General features: G+C 63.5%; 25 protein-coding genes and 1 pseudogene. 19 read left to right on the forward strand and 7 right to left on the reverse strand.

Translation table 11 applies throughout. The features are described from left to right. Positions 1-48: 48 nt before the first annotated feature. The gene (yghU, locus tag LB547_RS31630) at positions 49-915 is read right to left on the reverse strand and encodes a glutathione-dependent disulfide-bond oxidoreductase (protein WP_140499040.1); all 867 of its coding nucleotides are present in this window, start codon (positions 913-915) and stop codon (positions 49-51) included. A 235-nt stretch (positions 916-1150) separates the two neighbouring features. On the opposite strand from yghU, the gene LB547_RS31635 reads away from it, so the two are divergent. Further along, positions 1151-2056 carry a S1C family serine protease gene (locus tag LB547_RS31635; RefSeq protein ID WP_140582497.1) on the forward strand — a complete coding sequence of 302 codons (906 nt, stop codon included), beginning with the start codon at positions 1151-1153 and terminating at the stop codon, positions 2054-2056. A 5-nt stretch (positions 2057-2061) separates the two neighbouring features. Here LB547_RS31635 and LB547_RS31640 read toward each other — a convergent pair whose 3' ends face one another. Then, a complete protein-coding gene (locus LB547_RS31640) occupies positions 2062-2343 on the reverse strand; it encodes a hypothetical protein (protein WP_140582494.1) in 282 nt (93 codons plus the stop codon). A 288-nt stretch (positions 2344-2631) separates the two neighbouring features. Between LB547_RS31640 and LB547_RS31645 the strand changes: the two genes are divergently transcribed. Beyond that, positions 2632-4254 (forward strand): ABC-F family ATP-binding cassette domain-containing protein, encoded by a 1623-nt coding sequence (locus LB547_RS31645; protein ID WP_140565326.1) that lies wholly within the window; start codon positions 2632-2634, stop codon positions 4252-4254. Between the two features lie 36 nt (positions 4255-4290). On the opposite strand, the gene gcvA is transcribed toward LB547_RS31645, so the two are convergent. Beyond that, positions 4291-5175 (reverse strand): transcriptional regulator GcvA, encoded by an 885-nt coding sequence (gcvA, locus tag LB547_RS31650; protein WP_140499030.1) that lies wholly within the window; start codon positions 5173-5175, stop codon positions 4291-4293. A gap of 111 nt (positions 5176-5286) precedes the next feature. Between gcvA and LB547_RS31655 the strand changes: the two genes are divergently transcribed. Beyond that, positions 5287-5772, forward strand: coding sequence for a VOC family protein (locus tag LB547_RS31655; protein ID WP_140582491.1), 486 nt, complete (start codon positions 5287-5289; stop codon positions 5770-5772). Positions 5773-5804: 32 nt separating this feature from the next. Continuing rightward, positions 5805-6536 (forward strand): SDR family oxidoreductase, encoded by a 732-nt coding sequence (locus LB547_RS31660; RefSeq protein WP_224655838.1) that lies wholly within the window; start codon positions 5805-5807, stop codon positions 6534-6536. A 24-nt stretch (positions 6537-6560) separates the two neighbouring features. Here the strand turns inward: LB547_RS31660 and LB547_RS31665 are convergent, their stop codons facing one another. Both LB547_RS31665 and LB547_RS31670 read right to left on the reverse strand, forming a co-directional pair. Continuing rightward, positions 6561-7091 (reverse strand): imm11 family protein, encoded by a 531-nt coding sequence (locus LB547_RS31665; RefSeq protein WP_140521447.1) that lies wholly within the window; start codon positions 7089-7091, stop codon positions 6561-6563. Between the two features lie 87 nt (positions 7092-7178). Then, entirely contained in the window at positions 7179-7532 is a 354-nt protein-coding gene (locus LB547_RS31670) for a hypothetical protein (RefSeq protein WP_140521448.1), read from the reverse strand. A 126-nt stretch (positions 7533-7658) separates the two neighbouring features. On the opposite strand from LB547_RS31670, the gene LB547_RS31675 reads away from it, so the two are divergent. From LB547_RS31675 to LB547_RS31745, 15 genes and pseudogenes are all read left to right on the forward strand, one after another. Beyond that, on the forward strand, positions 7659-8786 hold the full coding sequence (locus LB547_RS31675; RefSeq protein ID WP_140521449.1) for a KamA family radical SAM protein: 1128 nt from the start codon (positions 7659-7661) through the stop codon (positions 8784-8786). 103 nt (positions 8787-8889) lie between these two features. Next, positions 8890-9951, forward strand: a complete 1062-nt coding sequence (locus LB547_RS31680) for a helix-turn-helix domain-containing protein (RefSeq protein WP_224656374.1) — start codon at positions 8890-8892, stop codon at positions 9949-9951. 327 nt (positions 9952-10278) lie between these two features. After that, positions 10279-11241 (forward strand): helix-turn-helix transcriptional regulator, encoded by a 963-nt coding sequence (locus tag LB547_RS31685; protein ID WP_140499017.1) that lies wholly within the window; start codon positions 10279-10281, stop codon positions 11239-11241. Between the two features lie 199 nt (positions 11242-11440). Then, entirely contained in the window at positions 11441-11746 is a 306-nt protein-coding gene (locus LB547_RS31690; protein ID WP_140499015.1) for a hypothetical protein, read from the forward strand. A gap of 283 nt (positions 11747-12029) precedes the next feature. Then, positions 12030-12275 carry a DUF680 domain-containing protein gene (locus tag LB547_RS31695; RefSeq protein WP_140499012.1) on the forward strand — a complete coding sequence of 82 codons (246 nt, stop codon included), beginning with the start codon at positions 12030-12032 and terminating at the stop codon, positions 12273-12275. A 109-nt stretch (positions 12276-12384) separates the two neighbouring features. Then, the gene (locus LB547_RS31700) at positions 12385-13356 is read left to right on the forward strand and encodes an MBL fold metallo-hydrolase (protein ID WP_140499010.1); all 972 of its coding nucleotides are present in this window, start codon (positions 12385-12387) and stop codon (positions 13354-13356) included. 31 nt (positions 13357-13387) lie between these two features. Further along, positions 13388-13885, forward strand: a complete 498-nt coding sequence (locus tag LB547_RS31705) for a tetratricopeptide repeat protein (RefSeq protein ID WP_140759708.1) — start codon at positions 13388-13390, stop codon at positions 13883-13885. 217 nt (positions 13886-14102) lie between these two features. Continuing rightward, positions 14103-14624 (forward strand): DoxX family protein, encoded by a 522-nt coding sequence (locus LB547_RS31710; RefSeq protein ID WP_140499005.1) that lies wholly within the window; start codon positions 14103-14105, stop codon positions 14622-14624. 111 nt (positions 14625-14735) lie between these two features. Continuing rightward, a complete protein-coding gene (locus LB547_RS31715; protein ID WP_140521453.1) occupies positions 14736-15332 on the forward strand; it encodes a BA14K family protein in 597 nt (198 codons plus the stop codon). Positions 15333-15609: 277 nt separating this feature from the next. Beyond that, entirely contained in the window at positions 15610-15861 is a 252-nt protein-coding gene (locus tag LB547_RS31720; RefSeq protein ID WP_140521454.1) for a hypothetical protein, read from the forward strand. Positions 15862-16061: 200 nt separating this feature from the next. Further along, on the forward strand, positions 16062-16394 hold the full coding sequence (locus LB547_RS31725) for a DUF2934 domain-containing protein (RefSeq protein WP_140521455.1): 333 nt from the start codon (positions 16062-16064) through the stop codon (positions 16392-16394). Continuing rightward, on the forward strand, positions 16391-16540 hold the full coding sequence (locus LB547_RS31730) for a hypothetical protein (RefSeq protein ID WP_127204769.1): 150 nt from the start codon (positions 16391-16393) through the stop codon (positions 16538-16540). The genes LB547_RS31725 and LB547_RS31730 overlap by 4 nt, the downstream gene beginning before the upstream one ends. A gap of 366 nt (positions 16541-16906) precedes the next feature. Beyond that, positions 16907-18064 carry a sulfite oxidase gene (locus LB547_RS31735; RefSeq protein WP_140759711.1) on the forward strand — a complete coding sequence of 386 codons (1158 nt, stop codon included), beginning with the start codon at positions 16907-16909 and terminating at the stop codon, positions 18062-18064. A gap of 219 nt (positions 18065-18283) precedes the next feature. Continuing rightward, positions 18284-18378: pseudogene (locus LB547_RS31740) on the forward strand (PRC-barrel domain containing protein); the annotation flags it as partial. 156 nt (positions 18379-18534) lie between these two features. Then, positions 18535-18882 carry a hypothetical protein gene (locus LB547_RS31745; protein WP_140500147.1) on the forward strand — a complete coding sequence of 116 codons (348 nt, stop codon included), beginning with the start codon at positions 18535-18537 and terminating at the stop codon, positions 18880-18882. 189 nt (positions 18883-19071) lie between these two features. Here LB547_RS31745 and LB547_RS31750 read toward each other — a convergent pair whose 3' ends face one another. Then, positions 19072-21129 carry a TRAP transporter permease gene (locus LB547_RS31750; protein ID WP_140521456.1) on the reverse strand — a complete coding sequence of 686 codons (2058 nt, stop codon included), beginning with the start codon at positions 21127-21129 and terminating at the stop codon, positions 19072-19074. Between the two features lie 85 nt (positions 21130-21214). Next, positions 21215-22204: a TAXI family TRAP transporter solute-binding subunit gene (locus LB547_RS31755; RefSeq protein ID WP_140516103.1), complete on the reverse strand. Its 990-nt coding sequence runs from the start codon at positions 22202-22204 to the stop codon at positions 21215-21217. Positions 22205-22413 lie beyond the last annotated feature (209 nt).

Raw genomic sequence — 22413 nt, forward strand, 5'->3', positions numbered from 1 at the left:
CCAAACCACAACGGCGGGGCGGCCCGCCCCGGGCCCCCCCCTCGCAGCTCACTCAGCCGCGAGCTTGTCCTGCGTGTTCGTATCGAAGTCGCTGGCGTCGTGACGTTCGTGCAGCTGCATCGCGGGTTCGCCGAATGCGCGGTTGACCATGCGGCCACGCTTGACCGCGGGGCGCTCGTCGATCGCCTTCGCCCACCGCTGCACGTTCTTGTAATCCTGCACCGAAAGGAACTCGCCGGAATCATTGTACATGCGGCCGAGCGCCAGTCCGCCATACCAGGGCCAGACCGCCATGTCGGCGATCGAGTAGCCGGCGCCGGAAAGATATTCGGTTTCGGCCAGGCGGCGGTCGAGCACGTCGAGCTGGCGCTTGGTTTCCATGGCAAAGCGGTCGATGGCGTATTCGATCTTGGTCGGCGCGTACGCATAGAAATGACCGAAGCCGCCGCCGAGATAAGGGGCAGAGCCCATCTGCCAGAACAGCCAGGACAGGGTCTCGGCGCGCGCCGGCTGGTCGGTCGGCAGGAACTCGCCGAACTTTTCGGCGAGATAGGTGAGGATCGAACCGGACTCGAAGACGCGGATGGGCGTGGCGCCGCTGCGGTCCATCAGTGCGGGGATCTTGGAGTTCGGATTGACCTCGACGAAGCCGCTGCCGAACTGGTCGCCATCGTTGATCCTGATCAGCCAGGCGTCGTATTCGGCGCCCTTGTGGCCAAGCGCCAGCAGTTCCTCCAGCATGATCGTCACCTTGACGCCGTTCGGCGTCGCCAGCGAATAGAGCTGCAACGGGTGCTTGCCCACCGGCAGCACCTTGTCATGCGTCGGGCCGGCGATCGGGCGGTTGATGCTGGCGAAGGCGCCGCCGCTCGGCTTGTTCCAGGTCCATACTTTCGGCGGAGTGTATTCGGTCATCGCGGGGCCTCGTATTGTGGGGAGAGACAGGTTGGAAGCGGGACTGGCAGTTGCACCTACAGCTAGGGCTGCAAACGGGAAAGTTCAACTTGCGTTGAACTATTGTCAATGACCATGCCTCTCATCTTCCCTTTGGGCTTCGAAAGGATGGAGGGATGCCCCCCAACCCCTTGCGCCTTGGTTCGCGTGCCATACCTATAGGAACGTGACCCCCAAGCCCGTCCAGGACAAGAGCATGCCCATCAATCCCAACAGACGCTCCGTCGTTGCGGTGCGCGCCACCATTCCAGACGATGCCTTCACTGCCGGGGCATTGGGCACGCTGCGCGAAGGCAGCGGCGTCGTTATCCGCGAGAATGGGTTGGTGCTGACCATCGGCTATCTCATTACCGAGGCGGAAGAGGTGTGGCTTACGACCCATGACGGCCGCGTCGTGCCGGCGCATGCGCTGGCCTACGACCAGGAATCGGGCTTTGGCCTGGTTCAGGCGCTGGCGCCGCTTGGCCTGCCGGCGGTGGCGCTGGGCGACGCCGGCAGGGCCAGGATCGGGGATAGCGTGGTGCTCGCCGACGGCATCGGCCAGTCGGTTCAGGCCAGGATCGTCACCAAGCAGGAATTCGCCGGCTATTGGGAATATCTGCTCGAGGAAGCGATCTTCATCGCGCCGGCGCATCCTTCCTGGGGCGGCGCGGCGCTGTTCGATGCAAAGGGCGCGCTGCTCGGCGTCGGGTCGCTGCGCCTGCAGATGAGCCGCAACGGCGAGGTCGCCGATATCAACATGGTGGTGCCGATCGACCTGTTGCCGCCGATCCTCGACGATCTCCTGACGCGCGGCCAGGTGGCGCGGCCGCCACGGCCATGGCTCGGCGCCCTCTCGGCCGAAAGCGACGGCCGGGTGGTGGTGATGAGCGTGACCGAAGGCGGTCCGGCCGCCAAGGCGGGCCTGCGCGAGGGCGACGTCATCTCCGACATACGAGACGGCGCGGTCGACGGGCTGGCCGATTTCTATCGCAAGCTATGGGACAGCGGTTCGGCCGGCGCCGAGATCCCGATGCGGGTCCTGCGCGACGGCCGTGAAACCTGGCTGCGCGTCAAATCCGCCGATCGCGACAGTTTCCTGAAGAAGCCGCAGTTGCAGTGAGCGCGTTACCTTCTCGACAGCAGAGAAGGAAAGCCTTCAGCCCAGTCCAAAGAAAAGCCGCCGTCGCTTGCGCGAGGGCGGCTTTTTCCTGGGAGGACGTCAAGAAGAAGACGATCAAGAGATTCAAGATACCGTTCTATCTCCTTGTTCGGGCTTGAGAAGATCAAGCCGCGGCCTTGTGCTTCCTGACGTGGGTGTGCTTGCGTACAGGCTTCTTCACATGCCGGCTGGCGTGCTTGCGATGCGACCGCATTGATGGCAAACGAAATGCCAAGCAGGGCACTCATCCATCCGGTCGGACGTCGTTGCATTTTCAGGACCATCCCTTTGCGTTGCGCCGCGAGCGGTTCCGGCCGCCGCGGGGGTGGTTATCGCAGCACCGCTTTTCTCCAGTTTTTCCCGGACGTTGAATCTTGTTCTAAAGTGTGTCTGGAGGGCGCTTCTCCCTCCTCCGCTGTGGGAAGACGTAAGAGCGCTGCGCCCGCTGCGGCGCTTCTGCCTCTTTCCCCGCCGCTGTCATTCGCGTATGGGCCGGGGCAACTCCCGCACCCTCACATCAGCCTCCCGGACCACTCATGATCAGACTTGAAAACATCGGCAAGCAGAACGGCCGTCAGCTTGTCTTCATCGAGGCGTCAGCCGCCTTGCAGAAAGGCGAAAAGGTCGGGCTCGTCGGCCCCAACGGCGCCGGCAAGACAACACTGTTTCGCATGATCACCGGGCAGGAACAGCCCGACGAGGGCCAGGTGCAGGTCGATCGCGGCGTCACGATCGGCTATTTCAGCCAGGATGTCGGCGATATGGACGGCCGTAGCGCGGTGGCCGAAGTGATGAACGGCGCCGGGCCGGTGAGCGAAGTGGCGGCCGAGATGGCGGCGCTGGAGGCGGGTATGGCTGATCCCGACCAGGCGGACCGGATGGACGAGATCATCGAACGCTATGGCGAGGCGCAGCACCGCTTCGAGGAACTCGACGGCTATGCGCTCGACGGCCGGGCGCGGGAAGTGCTCGACGGTCTCGGTTTCTCGCAGGAGATGATGGACGGTGACGTGGGAAAACTCTCCGGCGGCTGGAAGATGCGCGTGGCGCTGGCGCGCATTCTGCTGATGCGGCCCGACGCCATGCTGCTCGACGAGCCGAGCAACCATCTCGACCTGGAAAGCCTGATCTGGCTCGAGCAGTTCCTGAAGAATTATGACGGCGCGCTCCTGATGACCTCGCATGACCGCGAGTTCATGAACCGTATCGTCAACAAGGTGGTGGAGATCGATGGCGGTTCGCTCACCGCCTATTCCGGCAATTACGAATTCTACCAGCAGCAGCGCGCGATCGCGGACAAGCAGCAGCAGGCGCAGTTCGAGCGCCAGCAGGCGATGCTGGCCAAGGAGATCGCCTTTATCGAACGGTTCAAGGCGCGCGCGTCGCATGCGGCCCAGGTGCAGAGCCGGGTGAAGAAGCTCGACAAGATCGATCGCGTCGAGCCGCCGAAGCGCCGCCAAACGGTGAATTTCGAGTTCCAGCCGGCGCCGCGCTGCGGCGAGGACGTCGTGACATTGAAGAACGTCCACAAGGCCTATGGCAGCCGTTCGATCTACGAAGGGCTCGACTTCCAGGTCCGCCGCCGCGAGCGCTGGTGCATCATGGGCGTCAATGGCGCGGGCAAATCGACGTTGTTGAAGTTGGTGGCCGGAGCCTCAGATCCCGACCAGGGTTCGGTGGCGCGCGGGCCTAGCGTGAAAATGGGCTATTTCGCCCAGCATGCCATGGAACTGCTCGACGGCGAGCGCACCGTGTTCCAGACGCTGGAGGACAATTTTCCGCAGGCCGGCCAGGCGCCGCTTCGGGCGCTTGCCGGCTGCTTCGGTTTTTCCGGCGACGAGATCGAGAAGAAGTGCCGGGTGCTTTCGGGCGGCGAAAAGGCGCGGCTGGTGATGGCGCTGATGCTGTTCGACCCGCCCAACCTCCTGGTGCTGGACGAGCCGACCAACCATCTCGACATCGTCACCAAGCAGATGCTGATCGAGGCGCTGTCGCAGTATGAGGGCACCATGTTGTTCGTCTCGCACGACCGCCATTTCCTCGCGGCGCTGTCCAATCGCGTGCTGGAACTGACGCCGGATGGCATCCACACCTATGGCGGCGGCTACACCGAATATGTCGAGCGCACCGGGCAGGAGGCACCGGGGCTGAGGGGATAAGCACAGAGGCTACTCTCCGGAAGCGGCCGTGGAACGCTACGCCGTCATTTCCGAAAAGAGCCAATCGCGAAAAGCCTTCACCTTGCGCCGGCGGACCGCGTCCGGAGGGTAGACCAGGTAGAAGCTGGAAACCGATTTCAGCGCGTGGCCGAAAGGGCGGACAAGCCTTCCGGTGGCGAGGTCGGCCGCCACGAGCATGGTCCGGCCAAGTACCACGCCTTCACCTTGCACGGCCGATTCGACGGCGAAAGTGGCGGAATCGAAGGTAATCCCGCTCCGCGGATCCACGCCTTCCACTCCCGCGCTGGACAGCCAGGCCGCCCAGCCGATCGGGAAACCATCATGGATCAGCGTGTGGTGCCTGAGATCGTCGGGCTTCTCCAGCGGCCAGGCGCCCTGCATGAGCCTCGGGCTACACACTGGAAACACCTCCTCGCCAGTGAGGAATTCCGATGTGAGACCCGGATAGTTTCCGGCGCCATAGCGGATGGCGACGTCGATGCCGTCGCCAAGGAAATTGGTCAACCTGCCCGTCGTCGAAATCCTGACGTCGATGTCGCCATGCGCGCGATGAAAGCGATAGAGCCGCGGCACCAGCCATTTTCCCGCGAAGCCGTCGGAGGTGGAGACGTTCAATGTCGAGCCCGAATGGGCGGCCGTCGCCGATTGGGTGGCGGCCGCGAGCTGGTCGAGCATCTCGTGGACCGCCCTCGCATAGGGCTCGCCCACGGCGGTGAGGCGCACCGAGCGCGTCGCGCGCTCGAACAAAAGCACGCCGAGCTGTTCCTCAAGGTGCTTGATCGCCCGGCTGACGGCGCCGTGCGTGACGTTGAGCTCGTCGGCTGCCCTGGAGAAATTCAAATGCCGCGCGGCGGCCTCGAAGGCCGGCAGCGCGTTGAGTGGGGGAAGTCTGCGGATCATGGCCAATCTGTGAGATTTGATCACAAATCCTTGCCAAAGTTTGGATTGTCTGTCCAGCGCATGCTGGACAGAATGCTCGCAGGATTTGTGATCAAACGTCACGAGAGCAGCATGGCTACCGTTCACCCCTTCCTCTGGTTCAATCTCAACGCCGAAGAGGCGCGCGACTTCTATCTGTCTGTGTTCAAGAATGGCCGGGCGCTTGAGGCGATCGAATTCACCGATTTCGTCGGCGGCACGAATAAAACGGTGCCGCACGCGATCTTCGACTTCGAGCTCGAGGGCCAGCGCTTCACCGCGCTCAATGCCGGCTCGATGCCGCCGTTCAATGAGCGGATCTCGCTCTACATCGAGACCAAGGACCAGGCCGAGACAGATTATTACTGGAACGCGCTGACGGCGGGCGGCGGCGCTGAAAAGCCTTGCGGCTGGCTGAGGGACAAATTCGGCGTCTACTGGCAGGTGATCCCCGAAGCGGCGCTGCGCCTGATGAACGACCCGGACCGCGACAAGGCGGGGCGGGCGCGGCAGGCGACGTACAAGATGAGCAAGATCATTGTCGCCGACATTGAGGCGGCCCACGCCGGCAAGGCGTAATCCAGCAGTCCATCCTGAAGACGGAGGTTCCCATGGCATCGCTCAAAGGCAAGAGAATTATTGTCGTCGGAGGCAGTTCCGGCATAGGGCTCGGCGTAGCGGCAGCCGCGCGGGAGCGCGGCGCGGAGCTGGTGATCGTCGGCCGCTCGGGCGAAAAGCTCAAGGCCGCGGAACGGGCGCTCGGCCCAGGCGGTCGCGTGCGAAGCCTTTCGGCTGATATGACGAAGGAAGCGGACATTGCCCGGATGTTCGACGAAACCGGTGCCTTCGACCACCTCGTCTCGACGGCCGGCACGCCGCCGCCCAACGACCCGATCGGCCAGACCGACATGGACTACGTGCGGCGCTTCGTCGACAACAAGCTGATCGGCGCCGTGATGCTCGCCAAACATGGCGTGCGCACGCTGAAAGCCGGAGGGTCGATGACCTTTACATCAGGCATCAACAAGGACCGCCCGCCGGTTCCCGGAGGCTCGGTTGTTTCCGCGATCGCCGGTTCATTCAGCTATTTCGCCCGGGCGCTGGCGCTGGAGCTGGCCCCGACGCGCGTCAATATCGTGTCGCCGGGATGGGTCGACACGCCGATGTGGGACGAACTCGTCGGTGAGGCCAAATCCGGTTTTTTCGCCGGCATAGCCGCCCGCCTGCCCGCGAGAAAGGTCGCTACGCCCGCCGACGTCGCCCCTGCCTATCTCTACCTCATGGAAAGCGAATTCACGACCGGCGAGACGATCCGCATCGATGGCGGACAGAACCTGATCTAGTTGGCACCGCAGGGTCGTCAAACATCACGCTTCGATGCGGCGCCACCTGGGTTTGAACGATACCGTCCGCAGTCCGGCGTCGCGCACGCGATTGACGAATGTGTCGTTGACGAACACCGGGGACGCGCGCATCGGCAGCTTGAAAATTTCGGCGGTGCCGATCTTGTCCGCATCGAATTCGTATCGCTCGATCGCGAGAATGGCGCCGTCATCAAAATAGACGATTCCAGACCGCTCCTCGTCCAGCGCATCGATCACGGTGGTCGCGTTGAAAAGCCAGACCTCTTCCCCGCACAACGGGATCAGCTGGCCATAGGGCAGCAGATATGCCTTCAGCGCGTCGACGGCAGGCTTGCGCAAAAGCGGCGCATGCTCGCCAAGCCAAGGGAAGTCCGAATAGAGGGGGTCGCCCTCCGACGCGCGGCGCATGACCGGTGGGTCCCAGTTCTCGAGGGTTGTTCCGTCAAGGGAGAAGAAGACCTCGTAGTAGGCCTCGTCGACCGGAAGCACCCATTCCTGGCCCTCGACAACCGCGAATTCGTAAATGGTCGTCATGGGCGGCGTTCCCAAGTTCAGTCCTGCTTCCGCTTCTGCGATCCCATCAAACGCTGGCCTGCCTTCAGAAGCATCAAAGCATATCATCTATGGATATTTTGTCGTGGCCGGGGGGCTCGGCTCGCCCGCGAGTTCGTTCGGCAGCGGCAAACTCGAGCACTGCAAATGTATCCTGCGGGCGAATATCTTGCGCTCCTTTTGCTCGTGCTCCTTGATGGCTGCCGCGAGACCCAATCCGTAAGGGCCAAGGAAGACACCGGTCCCCCAACCGGGATGCTCTTTTTCACGCGCATCATAGTTCGAGGCCTCGACCCGGGCCTGTTGGCATTCCGGCGATATCCATTTCGGGTCTTGCGTCGAAAGCGAGGCCCCATAATCCACCGGAGAGCTCACACATCCAGTTGCCAACGTGGCTAGCACCACCAACACCACAAGTCTCATCCCGGGTCTTCTCCGCGGCATTTTCGAGAGCACAGACCCTCCTTGCTACACGGGGAAGGCCGGCGCAAGGCGGTTGACCCGGCAGGCCATCCGGCCGATAGGTCCGCTAAAAACCTCGAGAACCCCATGATCACACAGCTCCACGATGCGACGACGGCCGAAGTTGAGCCCGTTTCCGATGCCGACGCCGCCTGGCAGGACGACATCCGCGCCGGCGTGCGCCATGTGCGCGATCTGGCCGTGCTGCCACTGTCGCCGGGCGAACGCGCGGCGGCCCAGGAAGCAGTCTCCCGCCACAAGGTGCGCATCCCCAAATCCTATCTCGACCTGATCGACTGGGAAGACCCCGCCGATCCTATCCGGGCGCAAGTCATCCCGTCTCCCGACGAGCTGGTGACCGGCGAAGGCGAGCTCGACGACCCGATCGGCGACCACGCCTTCAGTCCGGTGCCCAGGCTGACGCATCGCCATGCCGACCGGGTGCTGCTGTTTCCCACCTATCAATGCGCGGTCTATTGCCGCTTCTGCTTCCGCAAGGAGTCCCTGACCTCGATCGGACGCGGCTATACGCGCGAAGCCCTGGAGCCGGCGCTCGCCTATATCGCTTCCCACCCCGAGATCCGCGAGGTGATCCTGACTGGCGGCGACCCGCTCTCGCTGCCCGACAAGGCGCTCAGCGAAATCCGCGCCCGCATCGAGGCGATCGCGCATGTGCGGCTGATGCGCATCCACACCCGCGTACCGGTCGCGCTGCCTTCACGCATCACGCCAGGGCTGGTCGCTGCCTTGCAAGGCCGGCTGATGATCACGGTCGTCACTCATTTCAACCATCCGCGCGAGATCACCGATGCGACCGAGGCGGCCTGCCGTGGCTTGCGGCAGGCGGGTTTCGTGCTGCTCAACCAGAGCGTCCTGCTCAAGGGCGTCAACGACACTGTCGAGGTGCAGGAAGAACTCTGCCGCGAGCTGATGTACCGCCTGGGGGTAAAGCCCTATTACCTCCACCATGGCGACCTCGCGCGCGGCATGGCGCACCGCCGCACCACGATCGCCGAAGGCCAGGCGCTGGTGGCCGCGCTGCGCGCGCGCCTGTCCGGCATCTGCAATCCGGTCTACGTGCTCGACCTGCCCGACGGTGGCGGCAAGGTGCCGATCGGGCCGGGTTACGTGGAAGACCGCGACGGCGGCAACTGGCGCATTCGTGGGCAGGATGGAAAGGTGAGGGAATATACAGAAGTGGTGAGCCAGCTCTGAGCCGACATTCCCGGCGGGCGGCCGTGCAATCAGGCGTTGTCGCGCCCCCGGCATAAATGCATATTGTGAGCGGTTCGCGGTTGCGGAGCATGGGCGGGTGGCAGTGGCAGGCAGCAGTCAAGGCGTTGTGTCCCAACGGCAATTCGTCGACACCGGGGTTCAGCGCTGCGTGCTGGACACGGCAGGCCTGGCGCCTCGGCAAGCCCTTGCGTTGTGGCAGGAGAATATCGGCCTGCTCTACGACGTTCGCCTGCGCAATGCCGGCGATGACCGGTTTCATTTCCACGCCGATGCCTTTCACTTCGGCGAGATCGTTCTCACCTCGTATAGGTGCATCGCGCAAAGCTTCGACCGCTCGCGCGCCCGGATCGGCCGCGACGGCCTCGATCACATCACTGTGCAGGTCTGCCTGCGCGGAAGCCATGGACGGCGCGATGGCGCATCGGATGAAAAGGCCTCGTCGGGGGACCTGATCGTGGCCGACCTGGCACAGGCCCAGTCGACGGGCACGTCCGATTTCGACAGCCTCAACCTGACCATGCCGCGCCGCCTGCTGGCGCCATTCCTAAAGGCGCCGGACGAGCACAATATGCGCGTCATTTCCGGCAACGCGCCGTTGGCGGCGCTGTTGGGTGGGCATCTTGTGGGCCTCTACGGGGCCGCGCCCGCAATGAGCCGTCAGGACGCCGAGGCGGTGATCGGGCCGACGCTGGAACTCGCCGCCGCAGCCGTGAATTCGGCCGTGGCGGAGGAAAACGCCGCCTCGGTCCACCTGGCGCTGACCAGCGAGATCCGTCGCCACATCGACGCGCATATCCGCAGCCGGCACCTCACCGCCGAGGCCATCGCCGCCATGTTCGGCATTTCCATGCGCAAGCTCTATTACCTCTTCGAACCTCATGGCGGTCTTTCCAGATATATCCAGGAGGAGAGGCTGCGCCGCTGCCGCGCCGAACTCGCCGATCCCGGCCGCCGGCACGAAAGCATTGCCGAGATCGCCGATCGCTATGGTTTCGGTCACCGCAAGAGCTTCGTGCGCGCCTTCCGCCGCTCTTTCGACATGACCCCGCGGGAGATGCGGGCACATGCCGCCCATGGGCGCAGCCAGTCCCTCGGCCATGGCGAGAACCGCACCATGTGGCACTGGATCCGCGAACTGCGATAGAGGCGGCGTGCCAGCCGAAAGGCAAATGAATCAATGGACAAGCGGTGTCCGATCAGCAGGCATGTGAAGAGCCTTCCCGTGCTTTCCGAGGCGATTTCCCCGATCGGTTGCACCAGCGGCCACATTCCCTGCGCCTCATGCCACATTTGCGCGGAGCCCTCACATAGGTCTTGAAATTCTGCCGCAGCCCGCGCGAAAAGCGGCCGAAGGCTCACACCACGTCGAGGGCACTGGAGGGGTTCATGGCACTGTCTAGAGCGGAGAGGCAGCAAACGGCGCCCGCCATCGGCGGCACCCCGTGAGGTTCTGAGCGGGGATCGAACGCAGGTGGCCGACCAGGACACCATCATAGTTCTGTCCACGGACGCGATCGCGGCCCGAGAGCGCGAAGCTGCCGTGCGCGAGTTCTATGGCCGCATCTGCATGCGGCTGGACCTTGCGCCGCTTGAACGCGGCGAGTTGCGGCTAAGCGCCTCCACCACCATCCTGCCAGGGGTGAGCGTGGCCCACGGGCAGGTCGCGCCCATGGCTTGGGAACGCACGGCCGCGCTCCAGCAGGACGCCAATGACGACCTGGTGGTGTCCTGGATCGCGGGCGGGTGGCGTTTCGATACGGCACGGCACGAAGCGGTTGAGACCTCGCCCGGTGCGCCCTGCATCATGCCGATGGACCGGAGCTGGCGAGCGAGGGCGCAGAACGGCGATTGGACGATCTGCGCGCGATTTGCCCGATCGACGCTCACTCCTCTCCTTCGCCATGTCGGCGATCTCAGGCCGGATGCCATCAATCCCGGCACGCCTGAAGCGCGGCTTCTGCTGGCCTATGTCGAGGCGGTGGCGGGTGGGGCGATCGGCCCCGGTCTGGCGCCGCTGGCCGCCCAGCACATTGCCGATCTGTTCGCCGCGGCGGTCGGCGCCAACCGCGAGGTTGACCAGGTGGTCGCCGGCCGCGGCGTTCGTACCGCCCGCATGCATGCCATCAAGCGTTATATCGAGGAGAACCTGCACCGAGCGCGCCTCTCGGCAGAGACGGCGGGCCGGGGGCTGGGGCTCAGCCCGCGCTACATCAGGCGCCTTTTCGCCGAAGAGGGGCAGGGGTTTTCCGACTATGTCATGCAAAGACGGCTGGAGCGGGTCCACCGGCAGCTCGCCAGCCCGCTTTTTTCAGCAAGGCCGATCGCCGACCTCGCTTTCGAGGCGGGGCTGGTCGAACCCTCGACCTTCTACCGGCAGTTCCGGTCCCGCTATGGCATGACCCCATCGGAGGTGCGCGCCGGCCGCGCGCCGTAAGACGCATGCGGCCGCTCACGCATGGCAAACCCGGTCACCTGTTCCGTCAGTGCCACTTGCCTGTGCCGCCAGTGCGATACGCCTTTATCGCCGGTGCGGGCATGGTCGCGCCGGCGGACGCGGGTGCAACGGCATGCGCGGGAGCGGGGGCGAGCGGCCAGGCCTCCGTGACATCGGAAAGCTGGCCCTGGAGATAAAAATGCGTGCGGCGAGAAGCTTGATACTGGGCATTACGGTTTTCTGCGCAATTCTTCCGACCGAGGTCTTCGCGGCCTACAAATGCATGAATCCGGCAATCTGCAGGGCGGTCTGCGGCAGCGAAACATGCGGCAAGATCGCCGCGCGCGATCCCGACATGAAGGCGCTGGACCTGTCCAAAGGCGCGTCCGGGCAGATCGCCGCTTCCAGCAGCGGGTCTTCGTCCGGGACCAGCTCGAGAAAAACCTACACCTGTTCGAACCCGGCGATCTGCATCGCGGTCTGCGGCAAGAAGACCTGTCCGTAACCAGAACGGACTCGGCGTATCATCAGAGGCGCCGGCGCGCTGCGCCGGCGCCTTTCGTGCGTGCACGCGGTCGGCGTGCCGGAACGCGGCGGCATTCCCAGCCTGGTTCCTCTCGCTAATATTCGTGGGCGAGGACTTCAGTCCTGGCCGCCGAGCCCCTGATTTTTCTCCTTCAAAAGAATCTCATCGCGCCCGGGAATAAAGCGCGGGGCTGCAGGGTCTTCACTGTAGCGGGCCAATCTGACGGCCCGCGCCGAGGAAACGAAACAAGGACCTAGCCAAAATGACCAAGCTCGCTCTCAGCGTGGCTGCCATGATGCTTGCCTCGAGCGCTGCCTTCGCCGGCAGCGATCATGGCGCCAATAACGCCAACCAGCCGGTCGCTCCGGTCGACACCAATGCCACCGGCTCGATCGCCTACACCGCACGCCCCAATGGCGCCGACACCAAGATAAAGACGGGGCCGAGCCAGGGGTCGGTGCAGGACATCATCACCAGACACAACAACGACAGCCTCTGGGGTCGCTGAATTCATGGGGCCGGGCCGGCTCCCGACGGGTACCGGCCTCTCCTCGTCATTCCTTCCAGGACTTTGGCCATACGCGACTTTTAGCCACCACCTCGAACAGGAGATCACCATGTTCACCATGACACGCCGCACAGTGCTTGGCACCGCCGCCGCTGCTGCTGCCTTCGGCCTTGCCGGCAAGCTTGAATTCATCCGTCCGGCCTTCGCGCAAGCTCCGGTGGAGCCCACCGTCGGCTTCTACGGATACAAGGTCGGCGATATCGAGATCACCGCCATCTATGACGGCATCTGGCGCAAGCCGCACGACCCGGCCTTCATCAAGGATGTCTCGGTCGAGGACACCAAGGCAGCACTCGCCAAAGCGGGGCTGACCACCGACTTCATGCCCATCCCGCTCACTGTCGTCGTGCTCAAGATGGGCGGCAAGCTGATCATGATGGATGCCGGCTCGGGCGTCGGCCAGTGGCAGGCCAATGCCACGCATCTGCCGGCCAACATGGCCGCGGCCGGCATCGACTACAACGCGATCGACACCGTCATGATCTCGCATTTCCACCCCGATCATGTCTGGGGCCTGATGGAAAAGGGCACCAACGCGCCGGTGTTCCCCAATGCCGAGCTCATCGTCAACGCCACCGAATACAAGTGGTGGACCGACCCAAGCCGGCTGGCCAAGCTGCCCGAGGGCCGCAAGCCGGCGGGCAAGCGCATCGCCGAGAACTTTCCGAAATGGAAGAACTGGAAGCTGGTCGAGGACGGCGCCGAGGTCACGCCCGGCATCCAGATCATCGCCGCGCCCGGCCACACACCAGGCCATTCTGTCTACCTGGCCAACTCCGGCAAGGAGCAGATCATGATCTCGGCCGACACCATGTATGTGCCGGCGCTGCTGGCGCCGCATCCGGAGTGGCAGGGCGCTTACGACCAGGACGGACCGACGGCAATCGCCACGCGCCACAAGATCATCGACCGGGTGATATCGGACAATATCCGCATTTCCGGGTCGCACTTCCCGTTCCCGGGCACTGGCACCTTCGTCAAGGACGGCAAGGCATACGGATTTACCCCGGTCCAGATCTGAGCACGAGCTTCCAACGCAAGCGAGAAAGACAATGAAACGATCCCTTTTGAGCAGAAATGCCCTGTCGGGCAGACATGCCCTGTTCGGCCTGCTCGGCGCCATTGCCGTGCTGACCGTGCTTCCCGTTGCGACAATCATGCCGGCCTATGCGGTCGACGACATCGAAGGCGCCGACGCGCCGGATCTCACCGCCATCAAGGCCAAGATCGATGCCAAGGACTATTCCGGCGCATTGGCCGAGCTGCGCGATCTGGCGCAGGACACGCAGCAGGCGGACGTCTACAACCTGCTCGGCTTCACCCTGCGCAAGACCGGCGACTACAAGACCGCGCTCACCTACTACACCAAGGCGCTGGAGCTGAAGCCCGACCACAGAGCCACCCGCGAATATCTGGGCGAGCTCTATGTCGAGACCGGCGACATGGACAAGGCCAAGGAGCAGCTGGCCTCCCTGCAGCAGCTGTGCCCGGCCGGGTGCGACGAGCTTTCCGACCTGCGGCAGGCCATCGACACCAAGGTGACGAAGTAGGACCTTTTCTCTTCCCCACAAATGGGGAGAGCTGGCTCGGCGTAGCCGAGACGGAGCAGGGGCGTTGGCACCGAACTCGCCCCTTCGTCCACCACGGTTGGGCGCTCGTGGCTGGCGCGCTTTGCCGGAGCCGGCATCCTCTCCCTCGCGCCGGCTCTGGCCTTTTCAACATCAGGCGCTTGGCGCCTGCCCGTGCCAAAAAGATCGGAGGCTGACCATGACATTGACCGAACGCTCCGCGAAGCTGCAGGGTCTTGCCGCTAAATACCACCTCGGGGACGTGGGCCTGCTTGCCGGCCGCCTGCTTCTGTCTCTCATCTTTTTGCATGAGGGCGCCACGCTGGCCGCCCATTTCAATGCCGCCGCCAGGGCCATGGCAGCGCTTGGTGTCAACCTGCCGCTGTTTGTCGCCACCGTAGCGTTGCAACTGGGGGCAGGGCTCTCCCTCGCGTCAGGCCTGCTGACGCGGCTTGGCGCCATCGCGCTTGGCCTGTTCTGTTTGGCAACGGCCATGCTGTTCCACACCAATTTCGGCAGCCAGAACGAACTGCTGCATTTCGAAAAGGACCTGGCGATATCGGGCGGCATGTTCGTGCTGGCCGTTGCCGGGGCCGGCAGGGTCTCGCTGGACCGGCTGTTGGCGCTCCATCTGCGGCAGCGCCAGCGCGGCGAGGACATGCCGGCCGCGTTGCCCACAGCGGAGACCCAATTGCCAGTGGACGTGAAGCAGCTGGTTTGAACGGCGCCGCCTTCGCATTCGCCCAGCGGAGCGCCGCGCTTATTTCCCGCGCTTTGCTGGAACCAGCCTTGACCCCCCGCATTGCTTTAGCAGGGGCTCAAGGAGCGCGGCGTGAAAGCATTGTTGGGACTGGTCTGCGGTTTCGTTTTGACCCTTGCGGTGTTCGGTAGCGGTCTGGCCTTCGCCGTCTGGCTAATCACCGCGAACCCACCGCGCCAGGCACCGGCCACCGTCAGTATGGCGGAGCTTTGGACCAAAACGGCGCGGCCGGTGGACAGAACGGCGCAGAATCTCGAGCGCCTGCCGGCCGAGCAGCCCGCGCCCGCCAATATCGAGCCCAAGCGCCAGGCCGGGGAGACCGATCCCACCGCCACCGGCGCCATCGCGCCCGCCACGGCCGAACTGCCGCAGCCGCATGTCGCCTGGTGCGCGAGCCGCTACCGCTCCTACCGGCCGCAGGACAACAGCTACATGTCCTATAGCGGGCAGCAGCGCCCCTGCATCTCGCCCTATCTCGACGCCGACCGTGCCGCGCCGCCCGCCGCCGAGGCCAGCTACGTCGAGGACAACGGCACTGGGCCGGGCGCCTATGCGGCCGCTGGCGATGATGACCATGTCGCCTCCTGCTTCAGCCGCTACCGCTCCTACCGCCCGGAAGACAACAGCTACCAGCCCTATTCCGGCGGGCCGAGGCGGCAATGCCAATAGCGGGCGCTGCGCTTTCCGGCTGCATTCCACGCAAAATTCCACTCCGGCAAGGGTTTCTACCACGCTGCCTACCACGCCCACACAAACACCACGCCCTTATCAAGCCGCCAACAGCGCAACAACGGACCGAGACGGTCGTGCGCTGAACGACCTGTCACTGCAAGATCCAGTGGGATCGCGGTTGGCCGGTTTCGCCTGAAACAACAAACACGGTCCCATGAACGCGGGCGGGCGGCGCGTCGGGGCCAAATGTCAACTTCAAAAGATGGAAACCGAAATGAAGAAGATCGTATTGACCGTTGCCTCGTTGTTGTTCGCCTCCGGCATGGCTTTTGCCGGCAGCGACCACTTTGGCTCCGACTTCATCCCTGCCGCAAGCAGCTATCCAACCGCCCATGCCATGATGTCGGGCGGCGCCAAGGCGGTTGTCCCGAGCGTCACAAACAGCATCACTGACAGCGCAATGGGGGCAAACTCGAACTCCGACATGCCTGCACAGGGCTATGGTCAGGGCGTCTGGGGACGCTGACAACAAAGCCGGCCGCCGCGGCCGGCATCCCGGCGGCGGGGGGACCCGCCGCCTGGATCATTTCGCTCCATGACCGGGCTCTGCCCGGCGCGCCTCGTGTCATCCCAATCTCCAACGACCCGGCCCGGCGATCACGCAAATTCTTTGGATCGTTCGGAGGCGGGCGGCGTTCAGATGCTACCCAATGGAGGATTTGAGAAATGGGCGACGACCAACGGCATGGGAAAATCCGGGAGCGCGCCTATCGGATCTGGGAGCGCGAAGGCGGCGGCGACCCCGAGCAGCACTGGCATCGCGCGGAGGCCGAGATCGACAGGGAGCTGTCGATGGCGGCGGGCAACGCGCCGCCGCGCGAGATTGCCAGCACCGACGTGCTTACGGTCGAGGAATTGGCCATGCGCACCGGCATATCAGGCAAGCAGGCACAGGACCTGATCGACAGGCTGGGCAACGACCGCGCCGCGATCGAACAGGCAGCACTCGGGCTGAAGGGCAAGCGGCGGCGAAATCCCGGTCAGGGAGAGGCCAAATGATCCGCAAACTCAAGGACGGAAAATACCGGCTCTATTCGCGCAAGAAGGATGAGAAGACGGGCAAGCGACGGAACCTGGGGACTTTCGATAGCCGCGAGGCGGCGGAGAAGCATGAGCGCGAGGTGCAGTATTTCAAGCGCCATTGAGGAAATCGACTCGTTGGTCCTTTATTCTCGGCGTTGTCCCTGCCGCTCACAAAATCCGACCCACCAATTGTAGGCTGCATTGGATTTTGGAACACGAGGCAGATGCCAATCGTGATGCGAAGATGCGGCCCTTGCCCTCGCCACGAGGACATATAGGGCATATAGTTGAAGATCGCCGGCTCGGACCTGACAAGCTGGCGATTGAGAGCGGAGACGTCGCTTTAACTACGGCGCGCTTCTAACTCGGGTTGTTTCACACGCTCTCATAATTGCCCGCCGCGGCCGGCCTCTGCTTTGCGCGATCCCGGTCGCTATTGCATCTATCACTGAAGGAGAACTGAGCTTTTCACTGGAGGAGAAGTCGTCATGCATTACCTTCCCAGACGTGAATTCATCGTTCAAGGCGGGGCAGCCCTCGCAGCGTTGGCGTCCTTTCAATCGCGGATTGCCTCTGCCTTTCCAAGCCGGGCCGGCGAGGAAGTCATCAAATGGTTGGATCAGCTGCCGCCGAACCCGGTTCCGGAAGTCATCAAAAATCAGCTGGTGTGGGAGGATCTCGATTCCTGGGTGACGCCCAACGACAAGTTCTTTTCAATCGCGCATTTCGACCGGCCGGTGATCGACGAAAGCACCTGGAAACTCGAAATCGGCGGCTCCGTTAAAAAGCCGACAACCCTGACGCTCGCCGACATCAAGGCTCGACCGCGCCAGGAAGTCACCTTCACGGTCGAATGTTCGGGCAATACCGGTCTGCCGTTTTTCAATGGCGGCATTGGCAATGCGCGCTGGGCGGGCACGCCGCTCGCGCCGATCCTCACGGAGGCCGGAGTCCTCGACACTGGTATCGAGGTCGTCTTCTGGGGCACCGATAAAGGGGAAATCAAGCGGGCCGACGACGTCAAGTTCACGCAGAATTTTGCGCGCAGCATGTCACTTCCCGACGCCATGGATCCCAAAAACATCCTTTGCTACGAGATGAATGGGTCCCCCTTGCCTCCTGACAACGGCTTCCCGCTGCGGCTGATTGCGCCGGGATGGTACGGGATCGCGAACGTCAAATGGATCAAGCGCATAGACGTGAACGATCAGCGCTTCGAGAACCGGTTCATGGGACGCGATTATGTCACGCTGCGCGAGGAAGACCACAACGGCGAGACAGTATGGGTGGAAACTTCGGTCGGGCGGGCGAGGCTGAAATCGGCACCGGCCCGGGTCACTCATATCGGCGATGACTACCGGATCGTCGGGGCCGCCTGGGGCGCACCGGTCGACCGGGTCGAGGTGAAGATCGATGACGGGCCATGGATGCCGGCGGCCATCGACGAAACCGACAAGGCGGACTTTGCCTGGAAACTATGGTCCGTCGACTGGCCCAAGCCTTCCGCCGGACAGCACGCCGTCACCTCGCGCGCGGTTGATACGGGAGGGCAGGTCCAACCCGCAATGGACGATCCCATCATTGCCAAGAAGCATACCTATTGGGAAAGCAACGGTCAGGTGACGCGACGTATCAACATTCACTGACTGGCGGGCAGTCGTATCAAAGTGTCTGAGAGCGATGTGCCCCCATGTCTTTGGCATGGGGTCACCCACATCCGACCAGGCGCCGGCCTGAAGCTGGCCAGAGACGATGCGATGACGACTCCATCGCAGCGCCAAGAGCGGTGTTTAGTGACCTGCGCGGACGCGGAGAAAACTTGAACGGCTGGCGTTCCTCGTCCTTCGCCGAGCCCGGTGGCCGTCACCGAGCTCGACTTTATGCGCGACGAGGACGGCGCCACGCCGTGACCCAATGGACCAAGGACCAGCTGAAAGGAGTGCCGGAGCACCGAGACTGAAGGGCCCGACCGTGGCCCTTTTCGAAAGGAGAGTGAGATGATCCGAAAGTGCCCGGACAAGGGCAATTCGCCGTGCCTGAGGGTGGTAGTGCTTAGTGACTTCGGCCAACCGAGAGTCTAGGCTGGCATCGGTTCTGTCAGCGCGAAGACCGTCACATGCCCCGCTTTCTTGCCGTCTACACCATGAAGCCTGAAGACCTTGCCCGCTTTCGCAGCCTGCCCAAGCCCGAGCAAGATGCGATTGATAGCGTCGGCCTACAGCAGTGGACGGACTGGGAGGAGAGAAATGCCGCATCTTTCCCCGATCGCGGCGGCATGGTCGGGAGGACGACGCGCGTTACCAAGGATGGGGTCGCAGACGCCGTGAACCCTTTCTGCGGCTACATTGTCGTCGAGGCCGATACAATCGATGCCGCCGCCCGCCTGTTCGAAAGCCATCCGCATTTCACCGTCTTCCCGGGAGACGGCGTGGACATCATGCCTTTCGTCACTGACCCTCAATGACTTGAAACTCCGGCTGTCGCTTTCTGATGTCGAAGGCTGTCTGTCAGCTCTCGGGGAACTTTTCCCCCGCGGAACCGATCCTGGCGGTTCGCGTCAGATTCAGGTTGAGAGCACGCTGACTTCCTGAAGTCCCCAAAACGTTTCCGGCCCCTTTGAGTTCTCGGGGAGGGATCGTTGGGGCGGCGCTGATCAAGCCGGTCGCGCCTCTTCGACGTTGCGCGCGCTCCAATGGCGCCAGATGACGGGAATGGTCAGAACCAGGCCGAGTAGGGACGAATAGAGTTCGGGCGCCACCAGAAGCAGGGCGGCCAAGACCAGCAACACGTTTTCCCATGGCCGGGTGCGCACGAGCAGGTAGCGCGAGAGGGCGGCCCCCAGGCAGGTGATGCCGAGCACGCAGCCAAAGAAAGCCAGGAAGAAGTTCGGCCAGGTGAAATCTTTCGTCACCAGCAGAAGCGACGGCGAGAAGACAAAGACAAAGGGCACCAGCGCCTTGCCGAGCCCGAGCCGAAAGGCAGTGTTGCCGGTCTTGAATGGATCAGCTCCCGCCATGCCGGCGGCAGCGTAGGCAGCCAGCGCAACCGGCGGCGTGATGTCAGCCAGCAGGCCATAATAGAAAACGAAGAAGTGGGCGACGATCGGCTCGGTGCCGAGCATCACCAGTGCCGGCGCGGCAATCGTCACCATGATGATGTAGTTCGCTGTCGTCGGGATGCCGCAACCCATCAGGATGCAGACCACGCCGGTCATGATCAGCGTGAACAAAAGGGTCAGCCCGTGCGTCGAGAAGATCGCTTCGGGGATAAAGGTGCCGAACAGCAGCGACAGATGGCCTGCCGTCGAAGTGACGATGTAGGACAGCTTGAAGCCGACGCCGGTCAGGGTGACGACGCCGACGACGATGCCGACCGTGGCGGCGGCAGCGCCGACGGCGAGCGCATACTTGGCGCCGTCGCGCAGGCACACCACGATGTCGGCGACAGACATGCGCCGGCGCGGGTTAAACAGGCCGACCAGGATGCACAGGGTAATGCCCCAGAAGGCAGCCATGTAAGGCGTATAACCCGCAAGAAGCACGCCGATCAGGACGACGAGAGGGATGATGGTCGGCCAGTCCCGTTTCAATGCCTCGACCACGTCGGGCATCTCGTCCGGCCGCAGGCCGCGCAAGCCGGTGCGCTTGGCCTCGAAATGCACCTGCATGAACACGCCGAAGAAGTGCATGAAGGCCGGCACTATCGCTGCCAGGATGATGGTCGTGTAGGGCAGTTCGAGGAACTCGATCATCAGGAAGGCGGCGGCTCCCATGATCGGCGGCGTCACCTGCCCGCCGGTGGAGGAAGCCGCCTCCACCGCGGCGGCGAAATGCTTCTTGTAGCCGAGCCGGATCATCGCCGGGATGGTAAGCGAGCCGACGGTGACGGTGTTGGCGACCGACGAGCCAGAGATCATGCCAAACAGGGCCGAGCCGAAGATCGATACCTTGGCCGGACCACCGGCGTAGCGGCCGGCGACCCATGCCGCGCAGTCGAGAAAGAGCTGGCCGAGACCGATGCGGGTGGCGAAGACGCCAAACAGGACGAAGTGGAAAACGTAGGTGGCGACGACGCCGAGCGCGATGCCGTAGATGCCTTGCGTCGTCAGGTAGAGGTGGTCGACGAGCTGGGAGACGGACGCGCCGGGATGCACCAGGATGCTCGGCATATAGGGGCCGAACAGCGCATAAGCCATGAAGAGGATGGCGATGATGGGCAGCGGGATGCCGACGGACCGGCGCGTCGCTTCCAGCAGGAGCAGAATGAGGGTCAGCCCGAGCACCACGTCCGTCGTCGTGGGGTTGCCGACGCGGAAGGCAAGATCGTCGAGCGGGATCATCGGCACGTGCAGGACCGCTATCACCGCGGCAAGCGCCAGCAGCCAGTCGAAAACCGGTATGCCGAGCGGCCGCAGAAAGCTGGATTGGGCGGGCTGGTCGTAGCCCTTCTTCACCAGAGGGAAGACGAGGAAGATCAGCGACAGCACCATCGACAGGTGGATGCCCCGGTGCAGCATCTCCTGCAGCAAGCCGAATCCAGCCGTGTAATAGTGAAACAGCGACAAGGCCACCAGGAGGAAGCCGACCAGCCAGCCGGCGGCCCGGGTCAGCGGCCGGAACCGGATCTCGGAGTCGAATTTCTCCTCCAGTTCGCGAGCCTTTTCCTCGTCGAACTCCATGCCGGAAAGCCTGATTTTGTCGTCGTCGCTCATAGTCGGTTCCGTATCCTGAATCCCCAGACAAACGAGGCGGAAAGCACGCCTTCCGCCTCGTTGTCGCCAGTCTGTTGATGGCCTCTTATTTCAGGGCGCCGACTTCCTTGTAGAATTTCTCCGCGCCCGGATGGAACGGAATGCCGGCGCTGGTGACCGCGTTCTGGAGCGTGATCAGCTTGCCCTTGGCATGACCAGCCTGCAGCGCCTTCTGGGTCTCGTCGCTGTAGAGCGACTTGACGATCTTGTAGATGAGGTCATCGGTCTGCTTGGCGCTGGTCACCCATTGCGCGGCGACCGAAATGGTCTTGGTCTCGCCGACATTCTTGTAGGTGCCCGCGGGCACGATGTCGGTCGAGAAGAACTTCTGTTCGGACAGGAGCTTGTCGGCCTCGGGGCCGGTGATCGGCACCAGCGTGATGTTCTTGGTGCTGGCAAGCTCGACGATGGCGCCGGTCGGATAGCCGCCGACGAAGAAATAGGCGTCCATGGCGCCGTCCTGCAGGCGCTCGCCGGCCGGGCCGGGCTTGAGATATTCGGGCTTTACGTCCTTCTCCGTTAGACCGTAGGCGCCGAGCACCAGGCGCGCATCAACGATGGTGCCGGAACCCGGCTCGTCGAGGGAGACGCGCTTGCCCTTCAGATCCGCCACAGTCTTGATGCCGGCGTCGGCGCGCGCGACCAGATGGATGGTTTCAGGATAGAGCGTCGCAATGAGGCGCAGATCCTCTACCTTGGGCTTGCCCTCGTAGAGGCCGGTGCCCGAATGCGCCCAGTAGGCGACATCGGATTGCGTGAAGCCCGATTCGGAAGCGCCCGACTGGATGGCGCTGATGTTGGCCACCGAACCGTTGGAGGACGTGGCGCTGGCAACCAGGCCCTCGACGCCGGCCGGCCCCGTCGCCGAGATCGCGTTGGCGATCAGCCCGCCCACCGGATAGTAGGTGCCGGACGTGCCGCCGGTGCCGATACGGAAAAAAGCCTGCTGCGCGCGCGCCGGCGAAAACCCTGCCGCGGCCAGCGCCAAAGTGCCCGCGCCGACGGAAAAGACGCGACGGTTGATCGAAACAGTCATACTACCTCCCGGTCAAAGATCGGCAGGATGTTGCATCAACCCAAGGATTGTCAACCTGCGCGCGCCTTTCGGGAGGGGATCTGTCGTCGCTGGCGGTGCCCCCTCCCTGTTGCCGTCATGGCGCATTTTGAGATCTAGCTTGTCGATTGAACGGCGGTAATCCGCTTGCTGACGCGGCGCTATCAACACATTCCGCGTGTTGTCAGCCG

It is taken from the genome of Mesorhizobium sp. B264B1B, assembly GCF_020165765.1.
GTDB lineage: Bacteria > Pseudomonadota > Alphaproteobacteria > Rhizobiales > Rhizobiaceae > Mesorhizobium.

Bases quoted from the DNA above. Each gene is read 5' to 3' on its own strand.
- yghU (WP_140499040.1), bottom strand. From the start codon at position 915: ATGACCGAATACACTCCGCCGAAAGTATGGACCTGGAACAAGCCGAGC.
- LB547_RS31635 (WP_140582497.1), top strand. From the start codon at position 1,151: ATGCCCATCAATCCCAACAGACGCTCCGTCGTTGCGGTGCGCGCCACC.
- LB547_RS31640 (WP_140582494.1), bottom strand. From the start codon at position 2,343: ATGAGTGCCCTGCTTGGCATTTCGTTTGCCATCAATGCGGTCGCATCG.
- LB547_RS31645 (WP_140565326.1), top strand. From the start codon at position 2,632: ATGATCAGACTTGAAAACATCGGCAAGCAGAACGGCCGTCAGCTTGTC.
- gcvA (WP_140499030.1), bottom strand. From the start codon at position 5,175: ATGATCCGCAGACTTCCCCCACTCAACGCGCTGCCGGCCTTCGAGGCC.
- LB547_RS31655 (WP_140582491.1), top strand. From the start codon at position 5,287: ATGGCTACCGTTCACCCCTTCCTCTGGTTCAATCTCAACGCCGAAGAG.
- LB547_RS31660 (WP_224655838.1), top strand. From the start codon at position 5,805: ATGGCATCGCTCAAAGGCAAGAGAATTATTGTCGTCGGAGGCAGTTCC.
- LB547_RS31665 (WP_140521447.1), bottom strand. From the start codon at position 7,091: ATGACGACCATTTACGAATTCGCGGTTGTCGAGGGCCAGGAATGGGTG.
- LB547_RS31670 (WP_140521448.1), bottom strand. From the start codon at position 7,532: ATGAGACTTGTGGTGTTGGTGGTGCTAGCCACGTTGGCAACTGGATGT.
- LB547_RS31675 (WP_140521449.1), top strand. From the start codon at position 7,659: ATGATCACACAGCTCCACGATGCGACGACGGCCGAAGTTGAGCCCGTT.
- LB547_RS31690 (WP_140499015.1), top strand. From the start codon at position 11,441: ATGCGTGCGGCGAGAAGCTTGATACTGGGCATTACGGTTTTCTGCGCA.
- LB547_RS31695 (WP_140499012.1), top strand. From the start codon at position 12,030: ATGACCAAGCTCGCTCTCAGCGTGGCTGCCATGATGCTTGCCTCGAGC.
- LB547_RS31700 (WP_140499010.1), top strand. From the start codon at position 12,385: ATGTTCACCATGACACGCCGCACAGTGCTTGGCACCGCCGCCGCTGCT.
- LB547_RS31705 (WP_140759708.1), top strand. From the start codon at position 13,388: ATGAAACGATCCCTTTTGAGCAGAAATGCCCTGTCGGGCAGACATGCC.
- LB547_RS31710 (WP_140499005.1), top strand. From the start codon at position 14,103: ATGACATTGACCGAACGCTCCGCGAAGCTGCAGGGTCTTGCCGCTAAA.
- LB547_RS31720 (WP_140521454.1), top strand. From the start codon at position 15,610: ATGAAGAAGATCGTATTGACCGTTGCCTCGTTGTTGTTCGCCTCCGGC.
- LB547_RS31725 (WP_140521455.1), top strand. From the start codon at position 16,062: ATGGGCGACGACCAACGGCATGGGAAAATCCGGGAGCGCGCCTATCGG.
- LB547_RS31730 (WP_127204769.1), top strand. From the start codon at position 16,391: ATGATCCGCAAACTCAAGGACGGAAAATACCGGCTCTATTCGCGCAAG.
- LB547_RS31735 (WP_140759711.1), top strand. From the start codon at position 16,907: ATGCATTACCTTCCCAGACGTGAATTCATCGTTCAAGGCGGGGCAGCC.
- LB547_RS31745 (WP_140500147.1), top strand. From the start codon at position 18,535: ATGCCCCGCTTTCTTGCCGTCTACACCATGAAGCCTGAAGACCTTGCC.
- LB547_RS31750 (WP_140521456.1), bottom strand. From the start codon at position 21,129: ATGAGCGACGACGACAAAATCAGGCTTTCCGGCATGGAGTTCGACGAG.
- LB547_RS31755 (WP_140516103.1), bottom strand. From the start codon at position 22,204: ATGACTGTTTCGATCAACCGTCGCGTCTTTTCCGTCGGCGCGGGCACT.